23 protein-coding genes are annotated in these 24,763 nt (G+C 61.9%); 7 read left to right on the top strand and 16 right to left on the bottom strand.

Annotated features, from left to right (window positions below; all coding sequences use genetic code 11):
- The first annotated feature begins 8 nt into the window (after positions 1 to 8).
- From OZ911_RS23540 to OZ911_RS23530, 3 genes are read left to right on the top strand one after another with little or no spacing between them, the layout of a single operon-like run.
- The gene (locus tag OZ911_RS23540; protein ID WP_016488933.1) at positions 9 to 689 is read left to right on the top strand and encodes a class I SAM-dependent methyltransferase; all 681 of its coding nucleotides are present in this window, start codon (positions 9 to 11) and stop codon (positions 687 to 689) included.
- Positions 690 to 695: 6 nt separating this feature from the next.
- The gene (locus OZ911_RS23535; protein WP_070086390.1) at positions 696 to 1,394 is read left to right on the top strand and encodes a lipopolysaccharide kinase InaA family protein; all 699 of its coding nucleotides are present in this window, start codon (positions 696 to 698) and stop codon (positions 1,392 to 1,394) included.
- Entirely contained in the window at positions 1,394 to 1,627 is a 234-nt protein-coding gene (locus OZ911_RS23530) for a hypothetical protein (protein ID WP_023047343.1), read from the top strand. Before OZ911_RS23535 ends, OZ911_RS23530 begins: the two co-directional genes overlap by 1 nt.
- Positions 1,628 to 1,716: 89 nt before the next feature.
- Here OZ911_RS23530 and OZ911_RS23525 read toward each other — a convergent pair whose 3' ends face one another.
- The 12 genes from OZ911_RS23525 to OZ911_RS23470 form a co-directional block, all read right to left on the bottom strand.
- Entirely contained in the window at positions 1,717 to 2,904 is a 1,188-nt protein-coding gene (locus OZ911_RS23525) for an MFS transporter (protein WP_023047342.1), read from the bottom strand.
- A gap of 619 nt (positions 2,905 to 3,523) precedes the next feature.
- Positions 3,524 to 6,568, bottom strand: coding sequence for a multidrug efflux RND transporter permease subunit (locus OZ911_RS23520; RefSeq protein WP_016488929.1), 3,045 nt, complete (start codon positions 6,566 to 6,568; stop codon positions 3,524 to 3,526).
- A gap of 12 nt (positions 6,569 to 6,580) precedes the next feature.
- The gene (locus OZ911_RS23515) at positions 6,581 to 7,729 is read right to left on the bottom strand and encodes an efflux RND transporter periplasmic adaptor subunit (protein ID WP_016488928.1); all 1,149 of its coding nucleotides are present in this window, start codon (positions 7,727 to 7,729) and stop codon (positions 6,581 to 6,583) included.
- Positions 7,730 to 7,964: 235 nt separating this feature from the next.
- Complete coding sequence (locus tag OZ911_RS23510) at positions 7,965 to 9,062, bottom strand: DUF1513 domain-containing protein (protein WP_016488927.1); 1,098 nt, start codon at positions 9,060 to 9,062, stop codon at positions 7,965 to 7,967.
- Positions 9,063 to 9,064: 2 nt separating this feature from the next.
- Positions 9,065 to 10,129, bottom strand: coding sequence for an imelysin family protein (locus tag OZ911_RS23505; RefSeq protein WP_016488926.1), 1,065 nt, complete (start codon positions 10,127 to 10,129; stop codon positions 9,065 to 9,067).
- A 20-nt stretch (positions 10,130 to 10,149) separates the two neighbouring features.
- A complete protein-coding gene (locus OZ911_RS23500) occupies positions 10,150 to 11,577 on the bottom strand; it encodes a di-heme oxidoreductase family protein (RefSeq protein ID WP_016488925.1) in 1,428 nt (475 codons plus the stop codon).
- Positions 11,578 to 11,687: 110 nt separating this feature from the next.
- Positions 11,688 to 12,074 carry a hypothetical protein gene (locus tag OZ911_RS23495; RefSeq protein WP_016488924.1) on the bottom strand — a complete coding sequence of 129 codons (387 nt, stop codon included), beginning with the start codon at positions 12,072 to 12,074 and terminating at the stop codon, positions 11,688 to 11,690.
- Between the two features lie 13 nt (positions 12,075 to 12,087).
- Entirely contained in the window at positions 12,088 to 12,570 is a 483-nt protein-coding gene (locus tag OZ911_RS23490; RefSeq protein ID WP_024717456.1) for a hypothetical protein, read from the bottom strand.
- A gap of 142 nt (positions 12,571 to 12,712) precedes the next feature.
- On the bottom strand, positions 12,713 to 14,050 hold the full coding sequence (locus OZ911_RS23485; protein ID WP_016488921.1) for an imelysin family protein: 1,338 nt from the start codon (positions 14,048 to 14,050) through the stop codon (positions 12,713 to 12,715).
- Positions 14,051 to 14,208: 158 nt separating this feature from the next.
- Positions 14,209 to 16,263: a putative bifunctional diguanylate cyclase/phosphodiesterase gene (locus OZ911_RS23480; RefSeq protein ID WP_016488920.1), complete on the bottom strand. Its 2,055-nt coding sequence runs from the start codon at positions 16,261 to 16,263 to the stop codon at positions 14,209 to 14,211.
- A 250-nt stretch (positions 16,264 to 16,513) separates the two neighbouring features.
- Positions 16,514 to 17,110, bottom strand: a complete 597-nt coding sequence (locus tag OZ911_RS23475) for a superoxide dismutase (protein ID WP_016488919.1) — start codon at positions 17,108 to 17,110, stop codon at positions 16,514 to 16,516.
- Between the two features lie 196 nt (positions 17,111 to 17,306).
- The gene (locus OZ911_RS23470) at positions 17,307 to 17,906 is read right to left on the bottom strand and encodes a LysE/ArgO family amino acid transporter (protein WP_023047339.1); all 600 of its coding nucleotides are present in this window, start codon (positions 17,904 to 17,906) and stop codon (positions 17,307 to 17,309) included.
- A gap of 103 nt (positions 17,907 to 18,009) precedes the next feature.
- Here OZ911_RS23470 and OZ911_RS23465 point away from each other — a divergent pair, with 103 nt between their 5' ends.
- From OZ911_RS23465 to OZ911_RS23455, 3 genes are all read left to right on the top strand, one after another.
- The gene (locus OZ911_RS23465; protein ID WP_016488917.1) at positions 18,010 to 18,900 is read left to right on the top strand and encodes a LysR family transcriptional regulator ArgP; all 891 of its coding nucleotides are present in this window, start codon (positions 18,010 to 18,012) and stop codon (positions 18,898 to 18,900) included.
- A gap of 49 nt (positions 18,901 to 18,949) precedes the next feature.
- The gene (locus OZ911_RS23460; protein ID WP_023047338.1) at positions 18,950 to 19,945 is read left to right on the top strand and encodes an NAD-dependent epimerase/dehydratase family protein; all 996 of its coding nucleotides are present in this window, start codon (positions 18,950 to 18,952) and stop codon (positions 19,943 to 19,945) included.
- A gap of 87 nt (positions 19,946 to 20,032) precedes the next feature.
- Positions 20,033 to 20,902 (top strand): hypothetical protein, encoded by an 870-nt coding sequence (locus OZ911_RS23455; RefSeq protein WP_016488915.1) that lies wholly within the window; start codon positions 20,033 to 20,035, stop codon positions 20,900 to 20,902.
- 140 nt (positions 20,903 to 21,042) lie between these two features.
- Here OZ911_RS23455 and OZ911_RS23450 read toward each other — a convergent pair whose 3' ends face one another.
- Both OZ911_RS23450 and OZ911_RS23445 read right to left on the bottom strand, forming a co-directional pair.
- Positions 21,043 to 22,092 (bottom strand): alkene reductase, encoded by a 1,050-nt coding sequence (locus OZ911_RS23450; protein ID WP_016488914.1) that lies wholly within the window; start codon positions 22,090 to 22,092, stop codon positions 21,043 to 21,045.
- 17 nt (positions 22,093 to 22,109) lie between these two features.
- Positions 22,110 to 22,412: an ArsR/SmtB family transcription factor gene (locus tag OZ911_RS23445; RefSeq protein ID WP_016488913.1), complete on the bottom strand. Its 303-nt coding sequence runs from the start codon at positions 22,410 to 22,412 to the stop codon at positions 22,110 to 22,112.
- A gap of 150 nt (positions 22,413 to 22,562) precedes the next feature.
- On the opposite strand from OZ911_RS23445, the gene OZ911_RS23440 reads away from it, so the two are divergent.
- Entirely contained in the window at positions 22,563 to 23,150 is a 588-nt protein-coding gene (locus OZ911_RS23440; protein ID WP_268968487.1) for an acyl carrier protein phosphodiesterase, read from the top strand.
- A gap of 68 nt (positions 23,151 to 23,218) precedes the next feature.
- Here OZ911_RS23440 and OZ911_RS23435 read toward each other — a convergent pair whose 3' ends face one another.
- A complete protein-coding gene (locus tag OZ911_RS23435; protein WP_016488911.1) occupies positions 23,219 to 24,007 on the bottom strand; it encodes a lysophospholipid acyltransferase family protein in 789 nt (262 codons plus the stop codon).
- The gene (gene olsB / locus OZ911_RS23430; RefSeq protein WP_016488910.1) at positions 24,007 to 24,762 is read right to left on the bottom strand and encodes an L-ornithine N(alpha)-acyltransferase; all 756 of its coding nucleotides are present in this window, start codon (positions 24,760 to 24,762) and stop codon (positions 24,007 to 24,009) included. The genes OZ911_RS23435 and olsB overlap by 1 nt, the downstream gene beginning before the upstream one ends.
- Position 24,763: the final 1 nt, after the last annotated feature.

The following is a 24,763-nucleotide window of genomic DNA, read 5'->3' as shown; positions in this document are numbered from 1 at the left end:
GATGCCCAATGCGTAGCCCCATCAAGCTTGAATTTTCCGAGAAGTACGACAAAGACCATGCGCGTGAGTACTTTCTCAAGCACCAGGACGGCCTGGCGCGACGCCTTTCCCACAAGCGAGATGAGCAACTGGCGCGCCGCGCCCTGGCATTGGCAGGCGAGCCTGGCCTGGTACTGGACCTGCCGTGCGGTGCGGGCCGCTTCTGGCCGCTGTTGGCAGAAAAGCCCAACAGGGTGATTATTGGTGCCGACAATTCTGAAGCGATGATCGAGACAGCGTGCGCCGCGCAACCGCCAGAAGTGGTGGCGCGGGTACGTCCTTTGCAGACGTCAGCGTTTGCCATTGACCTGCCGGATAACGCGGTGGACAGCATTTTCTGCATGCGCCTGTTCCATCACATTGGCGAATCTGCCCACCGAAAGACCATTCTTTCAGAATTTCAGCGGGTTAGCCGTGATAGTGTGATCCTTTCACTGTGGGTGGATGGCAATTTCAAGGCCTGGCGCCGGAAGAAACTGGAACACCGCCGCAGTGCCAAGGCCGAGCAGGACAATTACCAGAACCGTTTCGTGTTACCTGCCGAAACGGTTGAAGAAGAATTCAGGGCCGCCGGCTTCAGAATCCAGGAACGCCTCGACTTCCTGCCGTTCTATGCCATGTGGCGGGTCTATGTATTGCGTAAGGGGTAGTGTTTGATGGCTGTAGCCCAGAACGGGGAGTCGCGGTTCGATTTTTACTGGCGCCAACAGGGCGAGTGGGTCGAGGAGCCTAACCAGCGCCGCGGCGGCGAGAGTGGTGTGCAACGCCTCAACGATGCCAGCGGCAAGCTGCTGTATGCCAAGCGCCAGGTCGGGCATATCTACCGCAGCCTGCTGCACCCTTTCGGCCGGCCGACCGTATTGCGTGAACTCGATGCGTTGAACAGTTTCGAGCAACTGGGTGTGCGTGTACCCCGCATTGTCTTCTGTGGCGCCGAACGCGATGCCGACCACCAGTGGCGTGCGCTGCTGGTGAGCGAAGCGCTGGATGGTTTTGTCGAGCTAGACACCTGGCATGCCGAAGGTGCCCGCGAGCGCTACCCGCAGGTGGTGCATGAGCGCATGCTCAAGGACCTGGCGGATAACCTGGCGCGTATGCACCTGGGGCACTGGCAGCACGGCTGCCTGTATGGCAAGCACGTATTCATCAAGGTGATTGGCGAAGGCGAGCAAGCGCGCGTCGAAGTGGCGCTGCTGGACCTTGAGAAGTGCAGGCGGCGCATCAGTTGTCAGCGTGCGGCTGGCAACGACCTGCGCCAACTGCGCCGCCATTCGTCGCTCAATGACGCGGAATGGCAGACGCTGCTCTACTTTTACCAGATGGCGTTTGGCAGCGCTGTCAAAGGGTTAGGGTAATGAAACTAGAAATAGCTCGAGCTTTGTTCCTGGTAGCTGGCCTGGCGGTCACCACCGTGGCGGTGGCTGCCTGGGAAGAGCCCAGGCCGACCGTGTTCAGCAAGGCTGAAATGGCCGACCAGTGCGCGTTGCCGCGGGAAGCGAAACAGCAGCAGCAGGCACAGGTTGCGCCGGACCAGGACCTTTTGCTGTTCCTGTTTGGTTTGCGTCAGGGGTTACGGCCATTTGGTTGAACCCTGCGGTAGCTAGAAATGCCAGAGGCCTCGCGATTGCGGGGCCTCTGGCATTTTTGTGTCGGGCTTTCTGGCCTCTTCTGCAAAAGTTAGCAGTGCTGCAGGCTATTGCCTTTGAGGCGCGTGAGCAGCAGGAAACCGCCAAGGGCGCTGCTCAAGAACAGAATCCCCAGGCTCAATGGAAGCAGCTGTTCAGCTGACGCAATCACAGTGCCTGCGAAACCACCCCCGGCAAATAGCACTGTTGTGTTGAGCGACGCTGCTGCCCCTGCCTGCTGCGGATAGCGGGCTAATGCTTGCGTAGCCGCAGCGGGGCGTACCAACGTCGTTCCTGCTGTACATAAAATCATCGGTATCATGAGGCCTATTACTGTCAGCCCTGCCACCCACTGCCAAATCAATAGGGCCGCACCTGCGGAGCCCATCAGTAGAAATCCCGCGCAGATCTGAGCTTGTGCGCTGATGCGATTGTTCAAGAAAGTCGCGATGGCACCACCAACGACATACGCCAGCCCGTAGGCGATGAATACAACGGAAAACTGATACGGCGTAAGGCCTAGCTGCTCCATCAGTACCAGTGGTGCAACGACGATGAAGGAAAAATGGCAGGCGAACGCTAAAGGGGCCTGTAGGGAATAGGTTACATAGAAGGCGTCGCGCAACATCACAATATAACTTTGAACACCTGAATTACCCGCGCATAAAACAGGTGTTTCGTTCAGCAGAACCCATGCAAGCACGATGACTGAGATGGCTATTCCAATAAATACAGTAAAGCTGCCTGTCCAGCCGATTGATTGTTGGATAGCTGCACCGGCGACGGGCGAGATGGATATGAATAAACCACTTGCACTCGTCAACAAGATGCGCATGGTGTTGCGCTGCTTTCCACTATACAGGTCCTGTACAAGTGCTTGGCCAAGAACCAAGCTGCCACAGCCGGCGGCTTGCAACAACCGAAATGCCAAAAAAATCTCATAGTCAGTTGAAATTAGGCAGCCAATAGCCCCAGCAATGGATACCCCCAAACCAACGATTAATAGCCTTTTACGCCCAGTTCGGTCAGACAGAGGGCCAATAAATATTTGCGCCACAGCTACGCCAAACGCGAATAAGCTTACAGAGTAAGCTATTTGCTTTGGTTCTACTTGAAAGGCTTCTGAAAGCGCAGGGAACGAAGGAAGGATGACGTCCAGAGGAAAAACGCCTAATAGACATAAAAGAATCAAAAGCAATGGGCGAAGAATGGTGATTTTAAAGTTTTTGGCCTGACTCATAGAGAGACGATTCCCGCTGCCCTGAACTGTAACGTATAGCCTGAATCTTTCAATACATCGGTGCGTTTAATTGCCAGCATCGTGATTTTGGATATTGCGGATATCCGAAGCATGCAATTGTCTTTTAGAGGGTCAATAACCACCTTGCCGGTAGAGGGGTGGTTTTTGAAAATTATTGATTTATCCATGTGTGCGTCGCGTCATTGCGACGTTTTTGATAATAGCGTTAAGCCCAAGATGTACAAGCCGAAGAGGGTGGCGAAACTTCTGATCAAGGTGTAGGATTTTTTACCGAAGCCATTTCCAGGAGTGTTTGAATTTTGCTGGAAGACGTCTGGCTCGCGGGTAGCCTGCCATTCTGAGTCTAATAGTTACCGGGCAGAGTGGATGAGACAGTTGTTCAGTCTTTCACTGGCGAGCAGGAAGATCAGCCGTGAATCTGAATGATGTGGGAGCTTGTGAGCGGTAATTATTAGATTGTGTTGCGTAGCAGTGATTTTCTATCGGCCTTCTGTACCCATACTGCCTCTTCGCGGGCTTGCCCGCTCCCACAGGTACTGCACCCATGTCAGGCCCGATGCCCTGTCTGCGGGAGCGGGCAAGCCCGCGAAGAGGCCGGTCAGGCTATTGCAGGTTCCTTGGCATTCGTCTTGTGCGCCAACAAGGTGTAGATACAAGGCAGCACGAACAAGGTAAACAGTGTGCCAATCGACATCCCGGTGGCGATCACCGTCCCGATGTCAAAACGGCTGACCGCCCCGGCGCCGGTCGCCAGAATCAGCGGCACCATGCCGAACACCATCGCCGCCGTAGTCATCAGCACCGGCCGCAGGCGAATGGCCGCCGCTTCTTCGATGGCCTCGCGCACGCTCAGGCCGCGCTCCTCACGCAGCTGGTTGGCGAACTCGACGATGAGAATGCCGTGCTTGCTGATCAGCCCGATCAAGGTCACCAGCCCCACCTGGGTGTAGATGTTCATGCTCGATATACCCAGGAACAGCGGCAGCAGCGCCCCGCAGATGGATAATGGCACCGTCACCAGGATTACCAGCGGGTCGCGGAAGCTTTCGAATTGCGCTGCCAGCACCAGAAAGATGATCGCCAGTGCCAGGCCGAAGGTCACCCACAGCGCGCTGCCTTCCTGCACGTATTGGCGGGCCACGCCGGCATAGTCGAAGGCGAAGCCTTCGGGGGCCTCTTCGCGGGCAATGTCCTGCACGGTCTTCAGCGCTTCGCCCAGGCTGACCATGGGCACGCCCTGGATGATCGCCGAGTTCAACTGCTGAAACTGGTTGAGCTGGCGCGGGCGGGCGCGGTCGGTGAGGGTGATCAGGGTCGAGAGTGGCAGCAGTTGGCCCTGGTCGTTCTTCACGTAGTAGTTGTTCAGCCAGCCGGGGTTGTCGCGGTATGGCCGCTCGACCTGGGCAATTACCTTGTAGCTGCGTCCTTCCAGCGTGAAGCGGTTGATTTCCGCCTCGCCCAGCAAGGTGGCCAGTGTGCCGCCCAACGTGTCCATCGACACCCCCATCTGCGCCGCCTTGGCCCGGTCGATGTCGACCACCACTTCAGGCTTGTCGAAGGCCAGGTCGATGTCGAGGAAGGCGAACTTGCCAGATGCCTGGGCGCGCGTCTTGATGCGCTGGGCCACCTCCAGCAGCGCCGGGTAGTCGCCAGCGGTATTGATCACGAACTGGAACGGCAGGCCCTCGCCAGTGCCGGGCAACGAGGGCAGGTTGAAGCCGAAAATCTGCAGGCCGCCGACTTCCTCAAGTTTGGCCTGCACCAGCGGCAGCAGCTCCATCTGTGTACGTTCGCGCTCGTTCCAGGGCTTGAGCAAAAAACCACCAATGCCGCTCTGCACACCATTGAAACCATTGATCTGGAACGACGAGTAATACTCGGGGAAGGTTTTGAACAGGGGTGTGAACTGGTCGGTGTAGGCGTTGAGGTAATCGAGGTTGGCCGGCTGCGGCGAGCTGCTGATCATGAAGATCACCCCCTGGTCCTCGTTGGGTGCCAGTTCGTTCTGGGTAAACTTGAGCAGCACCGGGATCAGGCACAGCACGATCACGGCAAACACCAGCACCACCGGCCGACTGTCGAGGGTGGCGTGCAGCAGGCGCTGGTAGCGTACCTTCAGGCGTTCGAACAGCTGGTCAAGGCGATGGGCCAGGCCGCTGGGGTTCTGCTCCCGGCGCAGCAGCAGGGCGCACATCATCGGTGAAAGGGTCAGGGCCACGATGCCGGAAATGATCACCGCCCCGGCCAGGGTCAGGGCGAACTCCTTGAACAAGGCCCCTGTAAGCCCGGTGAGGAAGCCGATCGGCGCATAGACGGCAGCCAGGGTGATGGTCATCGACACCACTGGCATGGCAATTTCCCGGGCGCCCTCAAGTGCCGCGTCGAACGGCGACTTGCCTTCCTCCATGTGCCGGTGGATGTTCTCCACCACGACAATGGCATCGTCCACCACCAGGCCGATGGCCAACACCATGGCCAGCAGGGTCAGCAGGTTGAGCGAGTAGCCCATCATTTGCATGAAGAACAGCACGCCGATCATCGACAGGGGAATGGTCACCACCGGGATCAGTACCGAGCGCAGGGCGCCGAGGAACAGGAACACCACCACGATGACGATCAGCACCGCTTCACCGAGGGTTTTGACCACTTCGTCGATGGAGGCCTGGATGAACAGGGTGGCGTCGTAGGCGATCGACACCTTGAGCGCCGAGGGCAGCTGGCTTTCCAGCTCGGGCATGATGCGCCGAACTTCCTTGATCACATCCAGCGGGTTGGCTGCCGGGGTGGCCTTGATGCCGATATACACCGACGGAGTACCGTCGAACGAACTGACCGTGTCGTAGTTTTCTGCCCCCATCTCGACTCGCGCAACATCGCCCAGCAGCACACGGCTGTCACCGCTGGTCTTGACCGGCAAGGCGGCGAATGCCTCGGCCGATTTCAGCTCGGTACTGGCGTTGATACTGGTGACCACGTACTCGCCCTTCACCTCACCGGCGGCAGACAGGAAGTTGTAGCGGCGTACCGCATTGGTCACGTCAGTGGCAGACAGGCCGAAGCCGGCCAGCTTCACCGGGTCGATCCAGATCCGCATGGCAAACACCTGGTTGCCGAGAATCTCCGCCTCGGCCATGCCTGGCAACGTGGCCAGCTTGGGCTGGATGACCCGCGACAGGTAGTCGGTGATCTGCGGGTTGCTCATTTCCTTGCTGTAGAAGCTGACGTACATCAGCGCCGAGGCATCGGCGGCTTCCTTGCTGAGCACCGGGTCTTCGGAGTCCTGAGGGAGTTTGTTGCGCACTTCGTTGGCCTTGGCCAGCAGCTCGGTGAACAACCGGTCGCTGTCGGCGCCGATACGCGCGTAGATGGAAATGATCGAGAAGTTCTGCCGGCTCACCGAAGTCATGTAGTCGATGCCTTCGGCGCTGGCCAGGCTTTGCTGCAGCGGCTGGGTGATGTAGCCCTGGATGGTCTCGGCGTTGGCCCCGGGGTAGGCGGTGGTCACCGTGATCAGGGCGTTTTCCATTTGTGGGTACTGGCGGATCTGCAGCTTGTTCCAGGCCTGGAAGCCCAGCAGCAGGATCAGCAGGCTAACCACGCTGGCCAGCACCGGGCGACGGATGAACGGATCGGTAAACGCCATGCCAGCCTCCTGTCAGTCCTTGCCCGGGACGCCCTGTTCGGGCTTGAGGGCTTGGTCCTGGCCGATGCGGATCGCGGCGCCCGGGGTGAGCTTCAGTTGCCCGGCGGTGACCACCTGTTCGCCGGCCTGCAGGCCCTTGCTGACCACCACCACACCGTCGCGGCGCTCGCCGGTTTGAACCGTGCGTTGTTCGGCGACCAGCCTGGGTTGGCCCTTGTCGTCGGTTTCGGGCTGGCCATCCTTGTCCTTCTTTGGCGTGGCGACGTACACCGAGTTGCCATACAGGGTGTAGGTGATCGCGCTTTCCGGCACCACCACTTGTGATTGAGGGTTTGGCAACAAGATCAGCAGGTTGGCGAACATGCCTGGCAGCAGCTTGCCGTCGGGGTTGGCCAGGACGGCACGGACCAGCAGGTTGCGTGTGGTTTCTTCCACCTTGGGGTTGATGGCGCTGAGGCTGGCGGGGAAGGTCTGGCCCGGGTAGGCGGCCACCTGTAACAGCACCTGCTGGCCCAGGCTCAGCTTCGGCAGGGCCTGTTCCGGTACGTTGAAGTCGACGTACAGGCTGGACGTATCCTGCAGGGTGGCGATCATCGTGCCGGCGGCGAGGTATTGGCCGATGTCTACCTGGCGGATGCCGATGGTGCCGCTGAACGGGGCGTTGATGCTCTTCTTGATCTTCTGCGCCTTGAGCTGCTCGACCACCGCCTGGTTTCGGCGGTACTGGGAGCTTAGGCGATCAAACTCGCCACGGGAGATGGCCGAGTCACCGACCAGCTGGCTGCCCCGGCCAAAATCGACCTTGGCCAGGCCCAGGTCAGCCTGGGCGGTGCCGAGCAGGGCCGTTTCCTGGTCGTCGTTGAGTTGCAGCAGCAGTTGCCCGGCCTTGACCTGCTGGCCCGAGTCGAAGTGCAGGGATTTGACGATCCCTTCTACCTCCAGGCTCAGTTCCACACCCTGCAGGGCCTTGAGGCTGCCGACGGCGGGCAGGCGCTCCTGCCACTGGCGCTGTTCGGCCAAGGCTGCCGCTACGGTGATGGGCGGCTTGGGGGCAGTGAACATCTGGATCTGCTGGTAGATGGAGAAAGCCTTGTAGCCCCCCAAGGCCAGCACGATCAGCAGAACCACGGCCAACATGATCAGCATGCGGCGGCGCAGCATAGGTCCGGTTCCCTGGATACGGTTGTTATTAGCCTGGACACGACAACGGGCGATCCTGCCCACGTGTGGATGGGGGAAGTATTGACTGTTTTTTGATTGAAGGGGAGTGAATTGTCTGCACCGGCCCTATCGCCGGCAAGCCAGCTCCCACAGGTACACCGTAGGTTTCAGGACCTGTGGTGTACCTGTGGGAGCTGGCTTGCCGGCGATAGGGCCGGTGCAGGCAGCGGATCAATCAGACAAGATGCAGGTGATTGTCCCAGAAACCGGACGGCAGGTTCATCGGCTGCCCGACCAGCTCGGCCTTGCGGCAATCGTAGAAGCGGCAACGGCCCTGCCCGGAGGTGACGACAAAGCCGTCTTTCACCGCGCCAACCCCCGCGCAATCGGGCATGGGCGCGTCCAGCCGCACCGCGCCGCTGTCCAGGTCCCAGACGAACAGGCGGTTGGCCCTTGGCGCAGTCAGCGCCACCAGTCGCAGTTCGCTGTGGATGGCGACACTGGCAGTGTACTGGGCCATGGCCTGCAACTGGCGTTCCGGCACCGGGAAGGCCTTGAACGGCTCGCCCGGGCGTTTGATCGCCAACAGCTCGGCAGTTTCGTCGGCATCGCCCATGAACTGCTGGCAGGCAGCAATGGTGCCATCGCTGCCCACCGCCAGGTGGCGCACGCTGTTCATCTGCTGGGCCAAGGTTTCCTTGCTCAGCAGGGTACCGTCGCGCTGCATCAGCACCAGGCTTGGCTGCATGGCGTCGAGGTTCATCTCTACCCGGCTTTCGGCTTCGGTACGGATACCGCCATTGGCCACGATCAGTGTTTCACCATCGGGCAGCCAGGCGACCTCATGCGGGCCAATGCCGTGGGTCGGGATCTCGCCGGTGTGCACCAGGCGTTCGCCCTCGAAACGGTATACGCCAAGCACGCCGCGCCCCGGGTCGGTGGTGTCGTTCTCGGTGGCATACAGCCATTCGCCGCCCTTGTGTACCACCGCGTGGCCGTAGAAGTGCCGGTTAGGCTGCGAAACCACCGTTTGCAGCAGGCGCCCGTCGCGCAAGTCGACCAGGTAGCTTTCGGTACCGGGGCGGCGGGCGACGAACAAGGCGATCGGCTGCTCGGGGTGGTGGACGATGGCATGGCAACGCTGGGCGACCTGGGTGCTGAACACCTGGGTGCCGTCCAGGCGAAAACCGACGGCATAGTGCTTGCCGTCGCCATCGTCACGCGCCGAGAGCAGCAAAGGTTCGCTGCCTTTGTTGCGGAACAGGCTCCAGCCGCCCAAGGTGAGGGCGCTGAGCAATACGCTACCGAGTTTGAGTGCCTGGCGTCGCAGCATGATCAGTCACCGTCGTTGGCATTGAAGCCCAGCTGGATGTTCAGCGCCTTGGCCAGCTCGCCTTCGTGCAGGCGATGGACGGCGTTGAGGCTGTCGTAGAGCTGGTTGAGGGTTTGCTGGCCTGCGTCGTTGGCCAGCAGCTCACCGAGCGTTTTCTGGTTGTCGGCCAGCAGTTTGAGCGAGGTAGCGTAGGCGGCGTCGATCTTGTCTGCCAGCGCTTTCTGATCGCTGGGCAGGAGGCCGCGCAGGCCCTGGTTGTCGACCCCGACCCAAACGGTTTCGGCGGCCTTGAGGGTGGCCTCCAGGCTCTTCAGCGAATTGTGGCTGCGCCAGGCTTCGGCTTGCAGCGGCTGCGGGATGCCCTTGCTCTGGCGACCCATCGGCGCACCCAGCTTCTTCTTCAGGGTATCCAGGGCGGTGACCTGGGAGCGCAGCAGGTCTGCGATTGCCTCGTGAGAGTCTGCGTAGCGCTGGTTCGGGAACTTGGTCATCTGCGAAAGCATGCCGTCGGTGCTGTTCCAGCCCTTGAGGATCTCCTCGGCCAGGACCTTCTGGTGTTCACCGATGGCCACCAGCAGCGGGCAGTAGCGGGCTTTCTGCTCGGCAGTGGCGATGTCCGGCTTGCTGTCGAACAGGATGTACTCGTAGGCTGACAAGCCACGTACCACCACGCTGGCCTTGCCCAGAGTCGCGGCATCGACCGGCTTGTCGCCATTGACGAGCTGTTCGACCTGGCGGCCGACCAGGTTCTTCTTGTCGGGCCAGAACTGCACCTGCCAGGCGCGGTTGCCTTCGGCCAACGGGCCGACCAGCAGCGGCTGCAGCTCGGCCCAGGCCTTCTGCGCGTTGAGGAAGTCGGCGCGGGCCTTGGCCAGGTCTTCCTTGCCTTCGCAGTAGGCCAGGGCGCTGGCGGCCAGCGTGCGGTCGGCTTCGACCCAGCGGCTGTAGGTGGGCAGGATCACTTGCTTGGCGATGGCGGCGGAGGTCACGGCTTGCGGGTCCTGCGGCGAGCAGGCGCCGAGGGCGAGTGCGGCGAGGCTGGTGAACAACAGTTTGGGTCGGAACATGCCCGGCTCCTTAGCGCGTTTTAAAGTGAGTTCAGGAACGCCAGCAACGCAGTGCGTTGCTCGGCATTGAAAGTGAGTACGAAGTTGCGTGCCGCCTCGGCTTCACCACCATGCCAGAGCACGGCTTCAAGCAGGTTGCGGGCGCGGCCGTCATGCAGGAACTGGCTGTGGCCTGCCACTGTTTCGCTCAGCCCGATGCCCCACAGTGGCGCGGTACGCCAGTCTTGGCCGTTGGCGGCGAATTCGGTGCGTTCGTCGGCCAGGCCTGGGCCCATGTCATGCAGCAACAGGTCGCTGTAGGGGCGGATGACCTGGTTGGCCAGTTCTGGTTCGGTAGTCTCGGCAGCCGTGGTGAACTGCGGTGTGTGGCAACCCTGGCAGCCAGCCTGGTAGAACAGGTTCTTGCCCGCCAGCACCTGCGGCGCGCCCACATCGCGGCGGGCCGGCACGGCCAGGTTGCGGGTGTAGAAGGTGACCAGGCGCAGGATGTTGTCGCTGACTTCTTTCTCGCCGTTGGCGCCGTCGCCGTTGGGTGCGGCCAGGCAGTCGGCCTGGGCCGGGGTGCAATCATCGTGTGGCTGCAGGGTGCTGGTCAGGCCCATGTCACCGGCAAAGGCATGCACGTTCTGCTGGTTGACGTTGGGCTGACCGGCTTTCCAGCCGAAGCGGCCGATCACGGTCTTGCCCTGGGCATCGTCCCACACCCGGTTGGCCCGCCCGCGGATGCCATCGTGGTTGCGGTCGTCCGGGTCTTCGTTGGCCAGCAGGTCGGCTTCGGGAATGGCTTCGAGCAGGCCCAGGCCGATCATGGGCGGGGCGACCCGCGCCGAAAACCGCGTGTCGGGGTGCATCACGCCATAGCCGAGCTGAGTGATCTGCAGGGCAGGTTTGCGCAGTTCGACCTGGTGGCCGTCCTTGAACGACACGGTTTGCTGTGTATAGCTGACCCGCACCTTGCCTTCAGGCGCCACGCCGGGGATGGCCATGTCCTGCAGCTGGGTGCCGTACACCGGCTCCGGTACCACGCCGAGGCGCTCGATCACTTTGGCCAGGTAGGGCTGGTCGGGGATCGACAGGCGTACCAGCATGCCCACCGCGTTGCTGTCACCCGGCGCTGGCGGGTGGCCACGGCCATCGCGAACATGGCAGTTCTGGCAGGCATTGGTGTTGAACAGCGGGCCCAGCCCGTCGCGGGCGGTGGTGGTGGACGGCGCGATGACCCAGGGGTTGCGGAAGAAACTGTTGCCCACGGCGAAGTCCACGCGGCGCTCGGGCGAGAGGTTGGCCGAAGGCAGGGAATAGGCGTTGCGGTCAGCGCGCTGCACGGTCGCCTTGCCGGCCGACAATGCTTCGCCAGGCTCGGCCTGGGTGAAACGCGGGGCGTCGTCACAGGCGGCGAGGGCAAAGGCCAGCAGCAGAGGAGAGAGTCGGAACAGCGACGAGGACATCAAGGATCCTGGGCGTGAGCGAAAAACCGGCGTGCAAGCTTAGCAGGCCCAGGATCATTGAATAAGAGCAATTTGCGTTTGCTTGATGAAATCGTCGCTGCCGAGGGGGCTCAGGCCATCAACAGTTTGAACTCTCTGTTGACCAGGCTGATGATCAGGTTCTTGCTACCGCCATCACGGTTGTCGCCTGGGACCTCGATGACTTCTTCGCTGGCGTACTCCATGGATGAGGCGGTGAGGCACTTGATTGCATCCTTGTGCGCGGGCTGCCAGTAATCCTGAAATACCCAGATGTTGGTCTCGGCATTCGGGCCGAGGATCAAGCGCAAGGCCTTGTGGTTTTCACTCGATTTGCCGATCCAGGGCACGGCGAGCGAGCCATTCCATGCTTGCTGGGCGCCTATTGCCAGGCTCTGGCTGCGGTTTTCACCGTCGATCAGGGTCAGGGTATAGGGCGTGTTGTTGGCGATGGAGTGCAGGTAGGTGAGGCTGGCCATTTGGCGTTTCCTTCTAGTGTTGGATTTCCGGGCGTGGCAACGGGGCCGTCGGGGTGCGGTAGACGTAGGCTGCGAGCAGGGTGATCTCGTTGAAAGGGGGCGCGAGTTCAGCGGGCACGAAGCGGCCCATTGGCTGCAGCCCCTGGGCGAAGGCAACGGCCTCGAACATTTTGCGGTCGGTTTCGTTGGGGTCGTACAGGTAAACCTTGCCGGGGCGAGCAACGACCCGGCAGATTTCCTCGGCCACATGGTGGGTGATCGGAGCGCCCATCAGCGTTACGTGAGGGACTGCGTGATCGTCGAGGGGAAAGTCCGGAGCATCGTATTCGTATACGACAATCAGGTTGGGAATATGCCTACCCGTAAACGGCCCGTTGGAGATGAGCTGGCCCGCCTTGTTCAGGTTGTAGGCATGGGTGAATCCGGTAACAAGGTTCCTCCCATTTACACGCTGGACGATTCGGCCTTCGCCCCAGACATCAAGAATCTGCAGCACTTTGCCTCCTGTTTGGGTTGCTTGAAGGGCTACAGGATGGGCACTTGCGTGTACCTCAGGCAGCAGGAAGCGCTTTACCAGGCCTACAAATGAAAACGCCCGGCACTAGGCCGGGCGTTTGCGATGAGGCGCTACAGCAGGATCAGAACTCGTGGTCCGCAGTGTCCGGGTTCAGATTGGCAATGCCCAGCTTGCCAGCGGCCTGTTCAATCGAGCCGGTCTGTTTGACCAGGGCCGCGATGGCATCACGCACGATCTGGTTGCCGGCAGCATTGTCAGCTGCAATCAACTGGTCGTAGTGCTCGCCTTTAAGGGCGTGGTCGACCATCACCTGGATCTTGGCTTCAGTGGCTTCCAGGTCGGCCTTCAGGGTGGCGTCGGCAGCAGGATCGGCTTTGGCCACCAGCGACGACAGGCTCGGGCCGCTGACCTTGGTGCCGTCCGGGCGGGTGTACTCGCCCAGGTAGACATTGCGGATGCCCTTGGCGTCGTAGAAGTGCGAGTAGTGAGTGTTGTCGCTGAAGCAGTCCTGCTCGTCTTCCGGCGAGTTGGCTTCCAGCGAAACCTTCATGCGCTCACCCGCCAGTTCACCCAGCGACAGGCTGCCCATGCCGAACAGCATCTTGCGCAGGCCGTCGTTGACAGGCTCGGCTTCCAGCTTGGCGCGGTAGTTGTCGGCCACGTTCGGTGCCCAGTTGCCGACCATCTCTTCGAGGTCGGTGACCAGCAGGTCGGTGACCGCTTTCAGGTAGGTACGGCGGCGGTCGTTGTGGCCACCGGTAGCGCCTTGGCCTTCCAGGTAGTCGGACGCCGGGCGGTTGCCAGCGCCTGGACCGGTACCGTTCAGGTCCTGGCCCCAGAGCAGGAACTCGATGGCGTGATAGCCGGTGGCAACGTTGGCCTCGGAGCCAGCCAGCTCGTTCAGGCTGGCCAGTTTTTCAGGGGTAATGTCCTTGACGTCGACCTTCTCTTCGCCTACCTGGATCTCGGTGTTGGCGATGATGTTGGCACCAGCAGCCGGGTTGCCCAGGGCGTGCTCGTAGCTCTTGTCGACGTAGTCGATCAGGCCTTCGTCCAGCGGCCAGGCGTTCACCTGGCCTTCCCAGTCGTCGATGATGGTGTTACCGAAGCGGAAGGCCTCGGTCTGCAGGTACGGTACGCGCGCGGCGACCCAGGCTTGCTTGGCGGCTTTCAGGGTTTCGTCGTTGGGCTTGGCCAGGAACGCATCGACTGCGCTCTGCAGGGTCTTGGCGGTGCTCAGCGAGTCGCTGTACACGGCGTAGACCATTTCGGCGTAGTGCTTGACCACGGCTTTGCCGGCGGCTTCGTCAACAGCCCCAGGCGCAGCAGCGGTGGTGCTGGCGGCGGCAGGTGCCTGAGCTTGCGGCGCGGCGGCTTTGTCGTCCTTGCCTTCACCGCAACCGGCGAGAGCGATGGCAATGGCCAGCAGACTGGCGGAGGCCAGAGGCATTCGAATCATTGTTGGTTTTCCTGCGTCGTGTGGTTGGACCAAGGGGTGGGCCGTGCGCCGTGGCACGCGAAAGCGCAACATCATGCGAAAGATTTGCATTTGCTGTAAAGGGGCGGGCGCGCAATTCATGTAAATGCGGGTCACAGCCTGTAACCAGGCCTGCCAGCTCAGAGCATCGAAACCTGATTGCGCTGCGCCTGCTTGAGGAAGTGGGTCAGTTCACGGGCTGACAGCGGCTTGCTGTAGTGATAGCCCTGGCCCTCGTGGCAGCCTTGGGCAATGATGTAGGTTTCCTGTTCGGCGGTTTCCACGCCTTCGGCGATCACCTGCATGCCCAGGCTCTTGCCCAGCTGGATGATGGCGCGAACGATGGTGGCGTCGTCATCGTCGTCCAGCAGGTCCTGGACGAAGCTCTTGTCGATCTTGATCTTGTCCAGCGGCAGCGATTTCAGGTAGCTGAGCGACGAATAGCCGGTGCCGAAGTCGTCGATGGCAATCAGCGCCCCGGAGCGGCGCAGGCTCAGCAGGTGCTGGGCGGCAGTGCTGATGTCTTCCATCAGGCCGGTTTCGGTGACTTCCAGCTCCAGGCTGCGTGGCGGCAGACGGTAGGCCTGCAGCAGGTTGTTGACCACCCGTGGCAGTTCACTGTGGTGCAGCTGCACGGTGGACAGGTTGACCGCCATGCGCAGCTCGCTGAAGCCCTGGTCGTGCCATTCGCGCAGTTGCCGGCAAGCCTGGTCCAGTACCCATTCGCCAATGCTGATGATGCTGCCGTTCTGTTCGGCCAGCGGAATGAACTGGTCCGGTGGCACCATGCCCAGCTCTGGATGCTGCCAGCGCAGCAGCGCCTCGACGCCGACCACACGGTGGTCGCGGTAGCTGATCTGTGGTTGGTACACAAGGTACAGCTGGTTGCGCGGAAGGGCTTCGCGCAGGTCCTTTTCCAGCTCGCGGCGGCGGCGCATCTCGCTGTCGACGCTGGCAATGTAGAACTGGTAGCGGTTGCGCGAACGGGCCTTGGCCAGGGTCATGGTCTGTTCGGCTTTCTGCAGCAGCTTCTCGGTGCTGTCGCCGTCTTCGGGGAACAGGGTGATGCCGATGGTGGCGCGCAGACGGATCTGCTGGTGGTGGTCGAGGTCGAACGGCACTTCCAGGTCGTCGAGGATGCTCTGCGCCAGTTCGGCCGCCTCGTAGGGCTGCTCGATATTGGCCTGTACCAGGGCAAACTGGTCACCACCCAGCCGCGCCAGGGCGCCCAGGCGGCCGCTGTGGGCGCGCAGGCGGTCGGCCAAGGCCAGTAGCAGTTGGTCACCAACCTGGTAGCTGAACTGTTCGTTGATGCCCTTGAAATCGTCCAGGCCCACGCACAACACTGCCACACGGTGTTGCAGGCGACCGCCATCGACGAGGATCTTGTCCAGTTGCTGCTGCAGTTGCTGGCGGTTGGGCAGGCCTGTGAGGAAATCGTACTGGGCCATGCGCTGCAGGCTGTTTTCGGCTTCATGGCGTAGGTGAGTGTTGCGCTCGATCGACGCCAGCAACTGGTTGGCCGTGTTGACCCAGAGACCCAGTTCGTTCTTCTCGTGGCCTTTGAGCAGCGGGATCTGGTGCTGGCTCGGGCGGTCGGGGTTGATCTGGGTGAGGTGCTCGATGATCTTGGACAGCGGTTTGGTCAGCAGCCAGTGGTAGACCAGGTACAACACCAGGCCCATGGCCAAGGCCCGCAGTACGCCGGAAATGAAGATGATCACCGCGTTGATCAGGAAGTCTTCGCCGTAGGACGAGGTGTCGAGGGTAATGCTCAGGTCGCCGTAGTATTCGCTATAGGGGCCGCGGCCAACCAGTTGCGTGGTGTAGGTGCGTTCCTGGCCGAGGATCGGGTCGGTCAGCCAGCGCATGGGCATGTCCTGCAGCGGGCGGGACTTTTCGGCCAGCATGGTTTCGTTGGGGTGGCCGATGGACGCCATGCGCACCGATTCGTCCTGGAACAGGCCTTCCATCACCTGCATGCCCATTTCGCGGTCGAGGCTGTATACCGCCTGGGTGGAGGGGTCGCGGAACATGTCGAGGATGCGCTGGGCATCGTTGTTCACGGCCTGGCGGGTCTTGTAGGTGTCGTAGACAATTTGCGCACAGCTGAGCACGACGCCAACCGCCAACGCCGACAGCAGCACGACCCTGAGCAACTTGACCGACAAGCTGTTCCGCAATTCCAGCTTCAATGGGGTTTCCTTAATCCATGCGCATGGCATCATTTTGCCATCAACGATGACGATACACTATCGGCCGATCATGAGCAGTGTATCGGTTGCCTGACCCCGCAACTTGAGTGCGCTGCGTCAATCTTCCAGAGGTTTGATGTTAGCGCGCTATGCAGGCTGAGCAAGCAAAACCGTGCAGGCCTCTTCGCGTCTGATTCAGGCACAAAAAAACCCGGCACATGGCCGGGTTTTTTGATCAAGGCTGGATGACTCAGGCCTTGAAGGTCTTGCCTTCGAACTGCTCGGCAACGAAGGCCCAGTTGACCAGGTTCCAGAACGCCTCGACGTACTTCGGACGCAGGTTGCGGTAGTCGATGTAGTAGGCGTGTTCCCAGACGTCGCAGGTCAGCAGCGGGGTGTCGCCGCTGGTCAGCGGGCAGCCGGCGCCGATGGTGCTGGCCAGGGCCAGGGAACCGTCAGCTTTCTTCACCAGCCAGCCCCAGCCGGAACCGAAGGTGCCAACCGAAGTCTTGGTGAACTCTTCCTTGAACTTGTCGAAGGAACCGAAAGCGGTGTTGATGGCCTCAGCCAGGGCACCGGTAGGCTGGCCGCCGCCGTTTGGCGACAGGCAGTTCCAGTAGAAGGTGTGGTTCCAGACCTGAGCGGCGTTGTTGAAGATGCCGCCCGAAGAGCTCTTGACGATCTCTTCCAGGGTCTTGCCTTCGAATTCGGTGCCTGGGACCAGGTTGTTCAGGTTCACGACATAGGTGTTGTGGTGCTTGTCGTGGTGAAACTCCAGGGTTTCCTTGGAGATGTGCGGCTGCAGGGCATCGTGGGCGTACGGCAGCGGCGGCAATTCAAAAGCCATGGTGGATCTCCTGATTCAGGTCTAGTTCGCGGTTTGCGCAGGGCCGATCACGGGCGGCCCTATGAGCGTCGGCGAGTTTGTACTCTTTGCGACGCAAGGGGCCGATCATAGCACCAGCCCCGGCGCATAACCACGCAACAAAGATAGGGAATAGAGGTTCCAGAGCGGTTACACGATACCGACCGGTGGTGTCTGTTCAGGAAAAGATCAGTTGCGCCGCCACTGCGAACATCATCACCGCCACCATGAGCTCGAGCATGCGCCAGGTCGCCGGCCGTGCCAGCCACGGTGCCAGCCAGGCCGCGCCAATCGCCAGGGTCGAGAACCACAGCAGCGAGGCACTGGCCGCCCCGGCCACATAGGCGCCAGGCTCAGTCTGCTGGGCGCCCAGCGAACCGATCAGCAACACCGTATCGAGGTAGACGTGCGGGTTCAGCAGCGTCACCGCCAGGGCACTGAGCAGCACGGCACGGCGCGAGCGTACGCCCTGGCCCTGCTGATGCTTCAGGCTCTGGCTGGAACAGGCGCTGCGCAGCGCCTTGGCGCCGTACCAGACCAGGAACACGGCGCCGCCCCAACGCGCCACCGCCAGCAAGGTCGGGTTGTGGGCCAGCACCGTGGCCAGGCCGAATACCCCGGCAGCCACCAGGAGGGCATCGCAGACGATGCACAATGCTGCTACCGGCAAGTGATGCTCACGGCGCAGGCTCTGGGCGAGGACGAAGGCGTTCTGTGCGCCAATGGCCATGATAAGGCCGAAGGCCACCAGCATGCCGTTGAGATAGCTTTGCCACATGGCGTGCTCTCCATATAGAAGGAACCTTAAAGATGCTGGCCATTGTGGTGGGTTGCGCTGTATAAGAAAAACAAATAAAGCTGATCCGGCATTAGGAAAATCGATGTTCGACTACAAGTTGCTGGCCGCCCTGGCGGCGGTGATCGAACAGGGTGGTTTCGAGCGTGCCGCGCAAGTGCTGGGCTTGTCGCAGTCGGCCATCTCCCAGCGCATCAAGCTGCTCGAAGCGCGGGTCGGGCAGCCCGTGCTGGTGCGTGCCGCGCCGCCCAGCCCAACCGAAGTCGGCCGTCAGTTGCTCAACCATGTGCAGCAGGTGCGCCTGCTGGAACGTGACTTGCAGCGCCAGGTGCCGGCGCTGGACGAGGAGGGCATGCCGGAACGCCTGCGCATTGCGCTCAACGCCGATAGCCTGGCCACCTGGTGGGCCGGTGCGGTGGGCAACTTCTGTGCGCAGCAGAACGTATTGACCGACCTGGTCGTAGAAGACCAGGAAGTGGGCCTGAAACGCATGCGTGCTGGCGAAGTGGCGGCCTGCCTGTGTGGCAGTGAACGCCCGGTAGCCGGGGCGCGAAGCCTGCTGCTGGGGGCCATGCGCTACCGGGCATTGGCCAGCCCCGGGTTCATGGCGCGGCATTTCCCCCAAGGCTTTGTCGCCAGCCGCCTGGCCCGCACCCCGGCGATCGTGTACGGCCCGGATGATTTCCTGCAGCATCGCTATCTGGCCTCACTGGGCATCGAGGATGGTTTCCTGCACCACCTGTGCCCGTCATCCGAAGGCTTCCTGCGCATGACTGAGGCCGGGCTGGGCTGGGGGCTGGTGCCCGAATTGCAGGCCCGTGAGCAACTGGCCAACGGGCAGTTGGTGGAAATCTGCAGCGATACCCCCATCGACGTGCCGCTGTACTGGCATCATTGGCGCAATGGCGGGCAATTGCTCGCGCAACTGACCGACCACCTGCGGCACACCGCACGGCAATGGCTGGTGCCCTTGTAGCCACGGCTGGCGTCAGTTGCATCTGAAATCTGGCAAGACGGAGTCTTACATGCGAATTCTGGTCACCGGCGCGAGTGGCTTCATTGGCGGGCGCTTTGCGCGCTACGCCCTGGAGCAGGGCCTGGACGTGCGGGTCAGCGGCCGCCGCGCCGAAGGGGTCGAGCACCTGGTCAAGCGCGGCGCCCAGTTCATCCCTGGCGACCTGGGCGACCCCGAGTTGGCCCGCCGCCTGTGCCAAGGCATTGAGGCGGTGGTGCACTGCGCCGGCGCAGTGGGCAACTGGGGGCGCTACCAGGACTTCTACCAAGGCAATGTGGTCGTCACCGAAAACGTGGTCGAGGGCTGCCTGAAGGAACATGTGCGGCGCCTGGTGCACCTGTCGTCGCCTTCGATCTATTTCAATGGCCGTTCGCGCCTGGACATCCGTGAAGAGCAAGTGCCGCGCCGTTTTCACGACCATTATGGGCAAACCAAGCACCTGGCCGAGCAAAAAGTGTTCGGGGCCCAGGAGTTCGGCCTCGAAGTACTGGCGCTGCGCCCGCGCTTTGTCACCGGTGCCGGCGATGCCAGCATTTTTCCGCGGCTGATGCAGATGCAGCGCAAAGGCCGCATGGCGATCATCGGCAACGGTTTGAACAAAGTCGATTTCACCAGCGTGCACAACCTCAACGAAGCACTGCTCAGCGCGTTGTTCGCCGACGAGCGTGCGCTGGGCCAGGCCTACAACATCAGCAACGGCCAGCCGCTGCCGCTGTGGGACGTGGTCAACTACGTGATGCGCCAGATGCAACTGCCACAGGTGACCCGCTACCGCTCCTACGGCCTGGCCTATAGCCTGGCCGCGCTGAATGAGGCCGCTTGCATGTTGTGGCCGGGGCGCCCGCAACCGACCTTGTCGCGCCTGGGGATGCAGGTGATGAGCCGTGACTTCACCCTGGATATCAGCCGCGCCCGGCAGTACCTGGACTACCAGCCCAAGGTCAGCCTGTGGACGGCACTGGATGAATTCTGCGGCTGGTGGAAGCATTTGCCGCCTGGGCAGTGAGGCCGTCTGGCTGACAATGGTCATCAATGCGCCGCGCTTGCGGTTTATACTCGTGCCTCTGTGCGACTACCGCGGTTGAATGTATCCATGCGTAACCATGCTCACGATGACTACGATGATGTGCCTACCTTACGGGCGGGCACCGTTGATGATGACGAACTGATACCGGCGCACGTGGTGCGCAGCCGGCAGAAAGCCGCCCGTGGTGCCAGCACGGGGCCGTTGTGGGCGCTGCTGTGCGCTTCGTTCATCGCGTTGGCGGGCCTGGGCTGGTGGAGCTTCCAGCAGATCTCGCTGATGGAGCAGCAACTGGTGGCGACCCAGGAGAGCTTTGCCCGCATCAGTGAAGAAGCAGCCGGGCGCTTGCAGGCGATCAGTGGCAAGGTTGAGGCCAGCGAGTCCGGTGTTAATACCAGCAGCGAGGCGCTGAAGCTGCAGTTGCGCCAGTTGCAGCAAGGCGTAGCCGGGCAGACCGGCGACCTGGGTAAGCGCCTGGAGCAGGTGCTGGCCGATACCCGTGAACAGCAGAAGGCTGTGACCGAGCTGCAAAGCCAGCTGCAGGCGCAGTTGAAGCTGGTGAATGGCGAGCTGGCCGCGTTGCGTTCAGGGCAAGTTGATGGCGGCAAGCTGGATGCCCAGTTGAAGGGCCTGAACGAGCAGGTTGCCGCGCTGAAGGCCGCGCAGGTGGATGGCGGCACGCTGGACGGGCAGCTCAAGAGCCTGGGCAGCGATGTGGCGGCGCTGAAGAAGCAGGGCAACCCGAGCGCGGCAATCCAGGGCCTGGAACAGGATATTTTGGTGTTGAAGAGCCAGATCGACAACCGCCCGGCTGCGGCAGCGTCCGGTGGTGCGTCGGTGCAGGAATTCGATGCCTTCCGTGCGCAGACGACGCGCAACCTGAATACGCTGCAGAGCCAGATTCAGAACCTGCAGCAGCAGATCAACGCCCGGCCGTAACAGAGCGCGGGAGGGCTTTGCCCTCCTTTCGCGACACAAGGCCGCTCCCACAAGTTCGGCGCTACCTTGAGGGCTGTGCTTATCCCTGTGGGAGCGGCCTTGTGTCGCGATGGGCCGCAAAGCGGCCCCGGCAATCGTGATTACAACCGCGGATAATCGATGTACCCCACCGGCCCCTTGCCATAGAAAGTCTCTGGCCGCGCCTCGTTCAATGGCGCATCCGCCGCCAGCCGCGCCGGCAGGTCGGGGTTGGCGATGAACGGCACGCCAAACGCCACTGCATCGGCTTTGCCACTGGCCAGGGCCGCATTGGCGCTGGCCTTGTCAAACCGCTCGTTGACGATGTACGGGCCGCCGAATGCCTCTTTGATCAATGGGCCGATGCTGTCATCGGCTTCCCGCTCCCGCGAGCAGATAAAGGCAATGCCTCGCTTGCCCAGCTCGCGAGCCACGTAGGTGAAGGTTTCGGCGCGGTCGGCATCACCCATGTCGTGAGCATCGGCACGCGGCGCCAGGTGCACGCCTACGCGGTTTGCGCCCCACACTTCGATGGCCGCATCGGTCACCTCCAGCAGCAGGCGTGCACGGTTTTCCAGCGACCCTCCGTAGAGGTCAGTGCGCTGGTTGGTGCTGCTTTGCAGGAACTGGTCAAGCAGGTAACCGTTGGCGCCGTGAATCTCTACACCATCGAAACCGGCAGCCTTGGCGTTTTCGGCACCGCTGCGGTAGGCCTCGACGATGTCGTTGATTTCCTCGGTTTCCAGCGCGCGCGGGGTGGGGTAGTCACTTAGCGGGCGCACCAGGCTTACATGGCCCTTGGGCTGGATTGCGCTGGGGGCCACCGGCAGCTCGCCGTTCAGGTAGCTGGGGTGGGAAATACGGCCAACGTGCCACAGCTGCAGGAAGATGCGCCCGCCGGCGGCGTGCACGGCCTTGGTGACGTTGTTCCAGCCACGCACCTGCTCATCGTTCCAGATACCGGGGGTATCCGGGTAGCCGACGCCCATGGCAGTGACCGAAGTCGCTTCGCTGAGGATCAGCCCGGCGCTGGCGCGCTGTACATAGTATTCGGCCATCAGCGCATTGGGCACGCGGCCTTCGTCGGCACGGCAGCGGGTGAGCGGGGCCATGATGATGCGGTTGGGCAGTTGCAGGTCGCCCAGGGTGATCGGATCGAAAAGCGTGGTCATAGCGGTTACCTGCCTTGTCAAAGTGTTTGGCGCAGTTGTTCGAGGAATGCCTCAATGGTGGCTTCGTTGCGTTTGAAGAAGTGCCATTGGCCAATCTTCTGGCTGCTGATGAGCCCGGCGCGCTGCAAGGTGGCCAGGTGGGCGGAGACGGTCGACTGCGACAGGCCGCAGCGTTGGTCGATCTGCCCGGCACACACACCGTTTTCGGTGCTGTGGTACTGGTCGGGGAATTGCGTTGCCGGGTCTTTCAGCCAGCTGAGGATTTCTCGCCTGACCGGATGGGCCAGCGCTTTTATGATTTCGTCGAGATCAAGAGGCATGGGTGGAGGCTCGTTGTAGCGGTATATCGCGATAGAGCGAAATGTAAATCGGCTGTTCCCGATATCCAAATACCAAGAGGTTCTGAGCTGAGCGCGAATCGGTATATCGCGTTATAACGATATAAGGCGGAGCGGTGGTAGACTGCGCCCATGAACTACCTCGCACACCTGCACCTGGGCGGCCCGGCGCCGCAACAACTGCTTGGCAGCCTGTATGGCGATTTTGTCAAAGGCTCGCTGGAAGGGCGCTTCCCTCCTGCGCTGGAGGCGGCTATCCGGCTGCACCGGCATATCGACAGCTACACTGATCAGCATCCGCTGGTGCTGGCGGCACTGACGCGCTTTCCGCGCGAGCGGCGGCGCTTTGCCGGCATCGTGCTGGATGTCTTCTTCGACCATTGCCTGGCGCGGCATTGGGGCCACTACGCCGAGCAGCCACTGGCGCAGTTTACTGGCGCGTTTTACAGGGTGCTGCTGGCGGAGCCCGAACTGCCGGGGCGATTGGCGCGGATTGCGCCGTTCATGGCAGCGGATGACTGGCTAGGGGCGTATGGCGATTTTCCCACGCTGGAACAGGTGTTCAACGGCATTGCCCGACGCTTGTCGCGGCCTGAGGGGATGGCCGGGGTAATGGTGGAACTGGAGCGGCTGTATGAGCCGCTGCTGGCGGATTTTCGCGAGTTCTATCCCCAGTTACAGGCTTTTGCGGCGGCGCAGCGTAGGGCTGAGGACTTGTAGCGCCTGTGAGATCGAGCGCCGCCCGCGCGGCGCTCGATCTCACAGGCGCCAGCTTGCCCACGCCAGGCTCAGGCAGCCCGCGCCGGCCGCCTTGGCACTGCTTCAACTTCTTCAACCCCGAACAACGCCAAGTGAATCGCCTGCTGTGCTTGCAGCGCCAGCACCGCACGCTCCTTGCCCACGCTGCCGATAGGTGGCAGCAAGTGAATGCACACCTCGCCTCGCGGCTGGGCAAACAGGCGCATCAGGTGCGACACCAGATCATCGTCGCCAATGAACGGCGCAATCGGATCGATCTGGCCATCACGCAGATACTGGATAGCCACCGGCTGCACCGCCGCGCCCCGGTCGATGGCACCTGCCAACAGGCGGCCATGGAAGGTGCGCAAGTTGCGACCGCAGGTAGTGGTGCCTTCGGGGAAGATCAGCAGGGGGCGCGCCAGCCCCAGTTGCCCGGCGATCTGTTCGTGCAGGCGCTGGCTGTCGCCACCACCACGGCGAATGAACAGTGTGCCGGCTTTTTCCGCCAGCCAACCCGCCACCGGCCAATGACGCACTTCAGCCTTGGACAGGAACGACAGGGGCAGCAGCATGCCGAGCAGGGGGATGTCGGTCCACGAAACGTGGTTGCTGACCCACAGCATCGGCCGCTGCGGCAGTTCGCCGACTACACGCACGTTGAAGGGCAGGGCGGCGACCAGGCGTTTCATGAACAGGCAGGTCCAGCGCTGGCGGCGCTCAAGGGGAGCCTTGAAACCGAGGCGTTCGCCGAGGGCAATAAGACTGGCCATGAACATACCCAGCAACAGCACGAGCAGCAGTCGGGTCAGGCGGGCTACTACCCGCAGCTTCTGCATCAGACCGCCGCCTTGAAGTGCCGGGCGTAGCGCGGGCAGAGATTATCGCGCTTGAGCAGGATGAATACGTCGGCCACCTGGAAGTCCTCGTCCCAACAAGGCTCGCCGCAAATCTTTGCGCCCAGGCGCATGTAGGCCTTGAGCAGCGGTGGCATTTCGGCGATGACGTTGCCCGGCAACGCCAGGCTTGGCAGCGGGTTCTTTGGCTCGGCCCGCAGGTGCTCGTTGCACAGGTAGCGATCACGCAGGCGCTGCATCACGGCATGGGCCTGCACGCCGCCGTCCTGCATCGGGATGCTGGCACAGCCCATCAGGTAGCTGTAGCGGCCCTCGTTGAGCACCTCGGCCAGTTCACCCCACAGCACGGCGATGGTGCCGCCGTTGCGGTAGTCGGGGGCTACGCAGGTGCGGCCCAGTTCGAGGATCGGGCCCTGCAGCTGCAACAGGCCGTGCAGGCGGAATTCTTCTTCACTGTAGAAGCGGCCCAGGCTGCTGGCGGCCTGGTGGTCGAGCAGGCGGGTGGTGGCCACCAGCTCGCCTGTGCTCAGGTCGCGTACACCAATGTGGCGGCAGTGCACGTCGTAGTCGTCCATGTCCAGGCCGTGCTCGGCACCCTTGAGCTTGGCCTTGAATTCTGCGCTGAACACTTTGAAGCGCAGGGCCTGGGCCTCTTGCAGCGCCGCGGCGCCAACCAGGCGTTCGGCTTGCAGACGGCGTTCAGTGCTGTTGTCGCCAGAATGAGCGATCCGAGTCATT

This window comes from Pseudomonas fortuita (assembly GCF_026898135.2).
GTDB lineage: Bacteria > Pseudomonadota > Gammaproteobacteria > Pseudomonadales > Pseudomonadaceae > Aquipseudomonas > Aquipseudomonas fortuita.
This window is presented reverse-complemented; position numbering and strand designations above follow the sequence as displayed.

Bases quoted from the DNA above. Each gene is read 5' to 3' on its own strand.
- OZ911_RS23540 (WP_016488933.1), top strand. From the start codon at position 9: ATGCGTAGCCCCATCAAGCTTGAATTTTCCGAGAAGTACGACAAAGAC.
- OZ911_RS23535 (WP_070086390.1), top strand. From the start codon at position 696: ATGGCTGTAGCCCAGAACGGGGAGTCGCGGTTCGATTTTTACTGGCGC.
- OZ911_RS23530 (WP_023047343.1), top strand. From the start codon at position 1,394: ATGAAACTAGAAATAGCTCGAGCTTTGTTCCTGGTAGCTGGCCTGGCG.
- OZ911_RS23525 (WP_023047342.1), bottom strand. From the start codon at position 2,904: ATGAGTCAGGCCAAAAACTTTAAAATCACCATTCTTCGCCCATTGCTT.
- OZ911_RS23520 (WP_016488929.1), bottom strand. From the start codon at position 6,568: ATGGCGTTTACCGATCCGTTCATCCGTCGCCCGGTGCTGGCCAGCGTG.
- OZ911_RS23515 (WP_016488928.1), bottom strand. From the start codon at position 7,729: ATGCTGCGCCGCCGCATGCTGATCATGTTGGCCGTGGTTCTGCTGATC.
- OZ911_RS23510 (WP_016488927.1), bottom strand. From the start codon at position 9,062: ATGCTGCGACGCCAGGCACTCAAACTCGGTAGCGTATTGCTCAGCGCC.
- OZ911_RS23505 (WP_016488926.1), bottom strand. From the start codon at position 10,129: ATGTTCCGACCCAAACTGTTGTTCACCAGCCTCGCCGCACTCGCCCTC.
- OZ911_RS23500 (WP_016488925.1), bottom strand. From the start codon at position 11,577: ATGTCCTCGTCGCTGTTCCGACTCTCTCCTCTGCTGCTGGCCTTTGCC.
- OZ911_RS23495 (WP_016488924.1), bottom strand. From the start codon at position 12,074: ATGGCCAGCCTCACCTACCTGCACTCCATCGCCAACAACACGCCCTAT.
- OZ911_RS23485 (WP_016488921.1), bottom strand. From the start codon at position 14,050: ATGATTCGAATGCCTCTGGCCTCCGCCAGTCTGCTGGCCATTGCCATC.
- OZ911_RS23475 (WP_016488919.1), bottom strand. From the start codon at position 17,110: ATGGCTTTTGAATTGCCGCCGCTGCCGTACGCCCACGATGCCCTGCAG.
- OZ911_RS23470 (WP_023047339.1), bottom strand. From the start codon at position 17,906: ATGTGGCAAAGCTATCTCAACGGCATGCTGGTGGCCTTCGGCCTTATC.
- OZ911_RS23465 (WP_016488917.1), top strand. From the start codon at position 18,010: ATGTTCGACTACAAGTTGCTGGCCGCCCTGGCGGCGGTGATCGAACAG.
- OZ911_RS23460 (WP_023047338.1), top strand. From the start codon at position 18,950: ATGCGAATTCTGGTCACCGGCGCGAGTGGCTTCATTGGCGGGCGCTTT.
- OZ911_RS23455 (WP_016488915.1), top strand. From the start codon at position 20,033: ATGCGTAACCATGCTCACGATGACTACGATGATGTGCCTACCTTACGG.
- OZ911_RS23450 (WP_016488914.1), bottom strand. From the start codon at position 22,092: ATGACCACGCTTTTCGATCCGATCACCCTGGGCGACCTGCAACTGCCC.
- OZ911_RS23445 (WP_016488913.1), bottom strand. From the start codon at position 22,412: ATGCCTCTTGATCTCGACGAAATCATAAAAGCGCTGGCCCATCCGGTC.
- OZ911_RS23440 (WP_268968487.1), top strand. From the start codon at position 22,563: ATGAACTACCTCGCACACCTGCACCTGGGCGGCCCGGCGCCGCAACAA.
- OZ911_RS23435 (WP_016488911.1), bottom strand. From the start codon at position 24,007: ATGCAGAAGCTGCGGGTAGTAGCCCGCCTGACCCGACTGCTGCTCGTG.
- olsB (WP_016488910.1), bottom strand. From the start codon at position 24,762: ATGACTCGGATCGCTCATTCTGGCGACAACAGCACTGAACGCCGTCTG.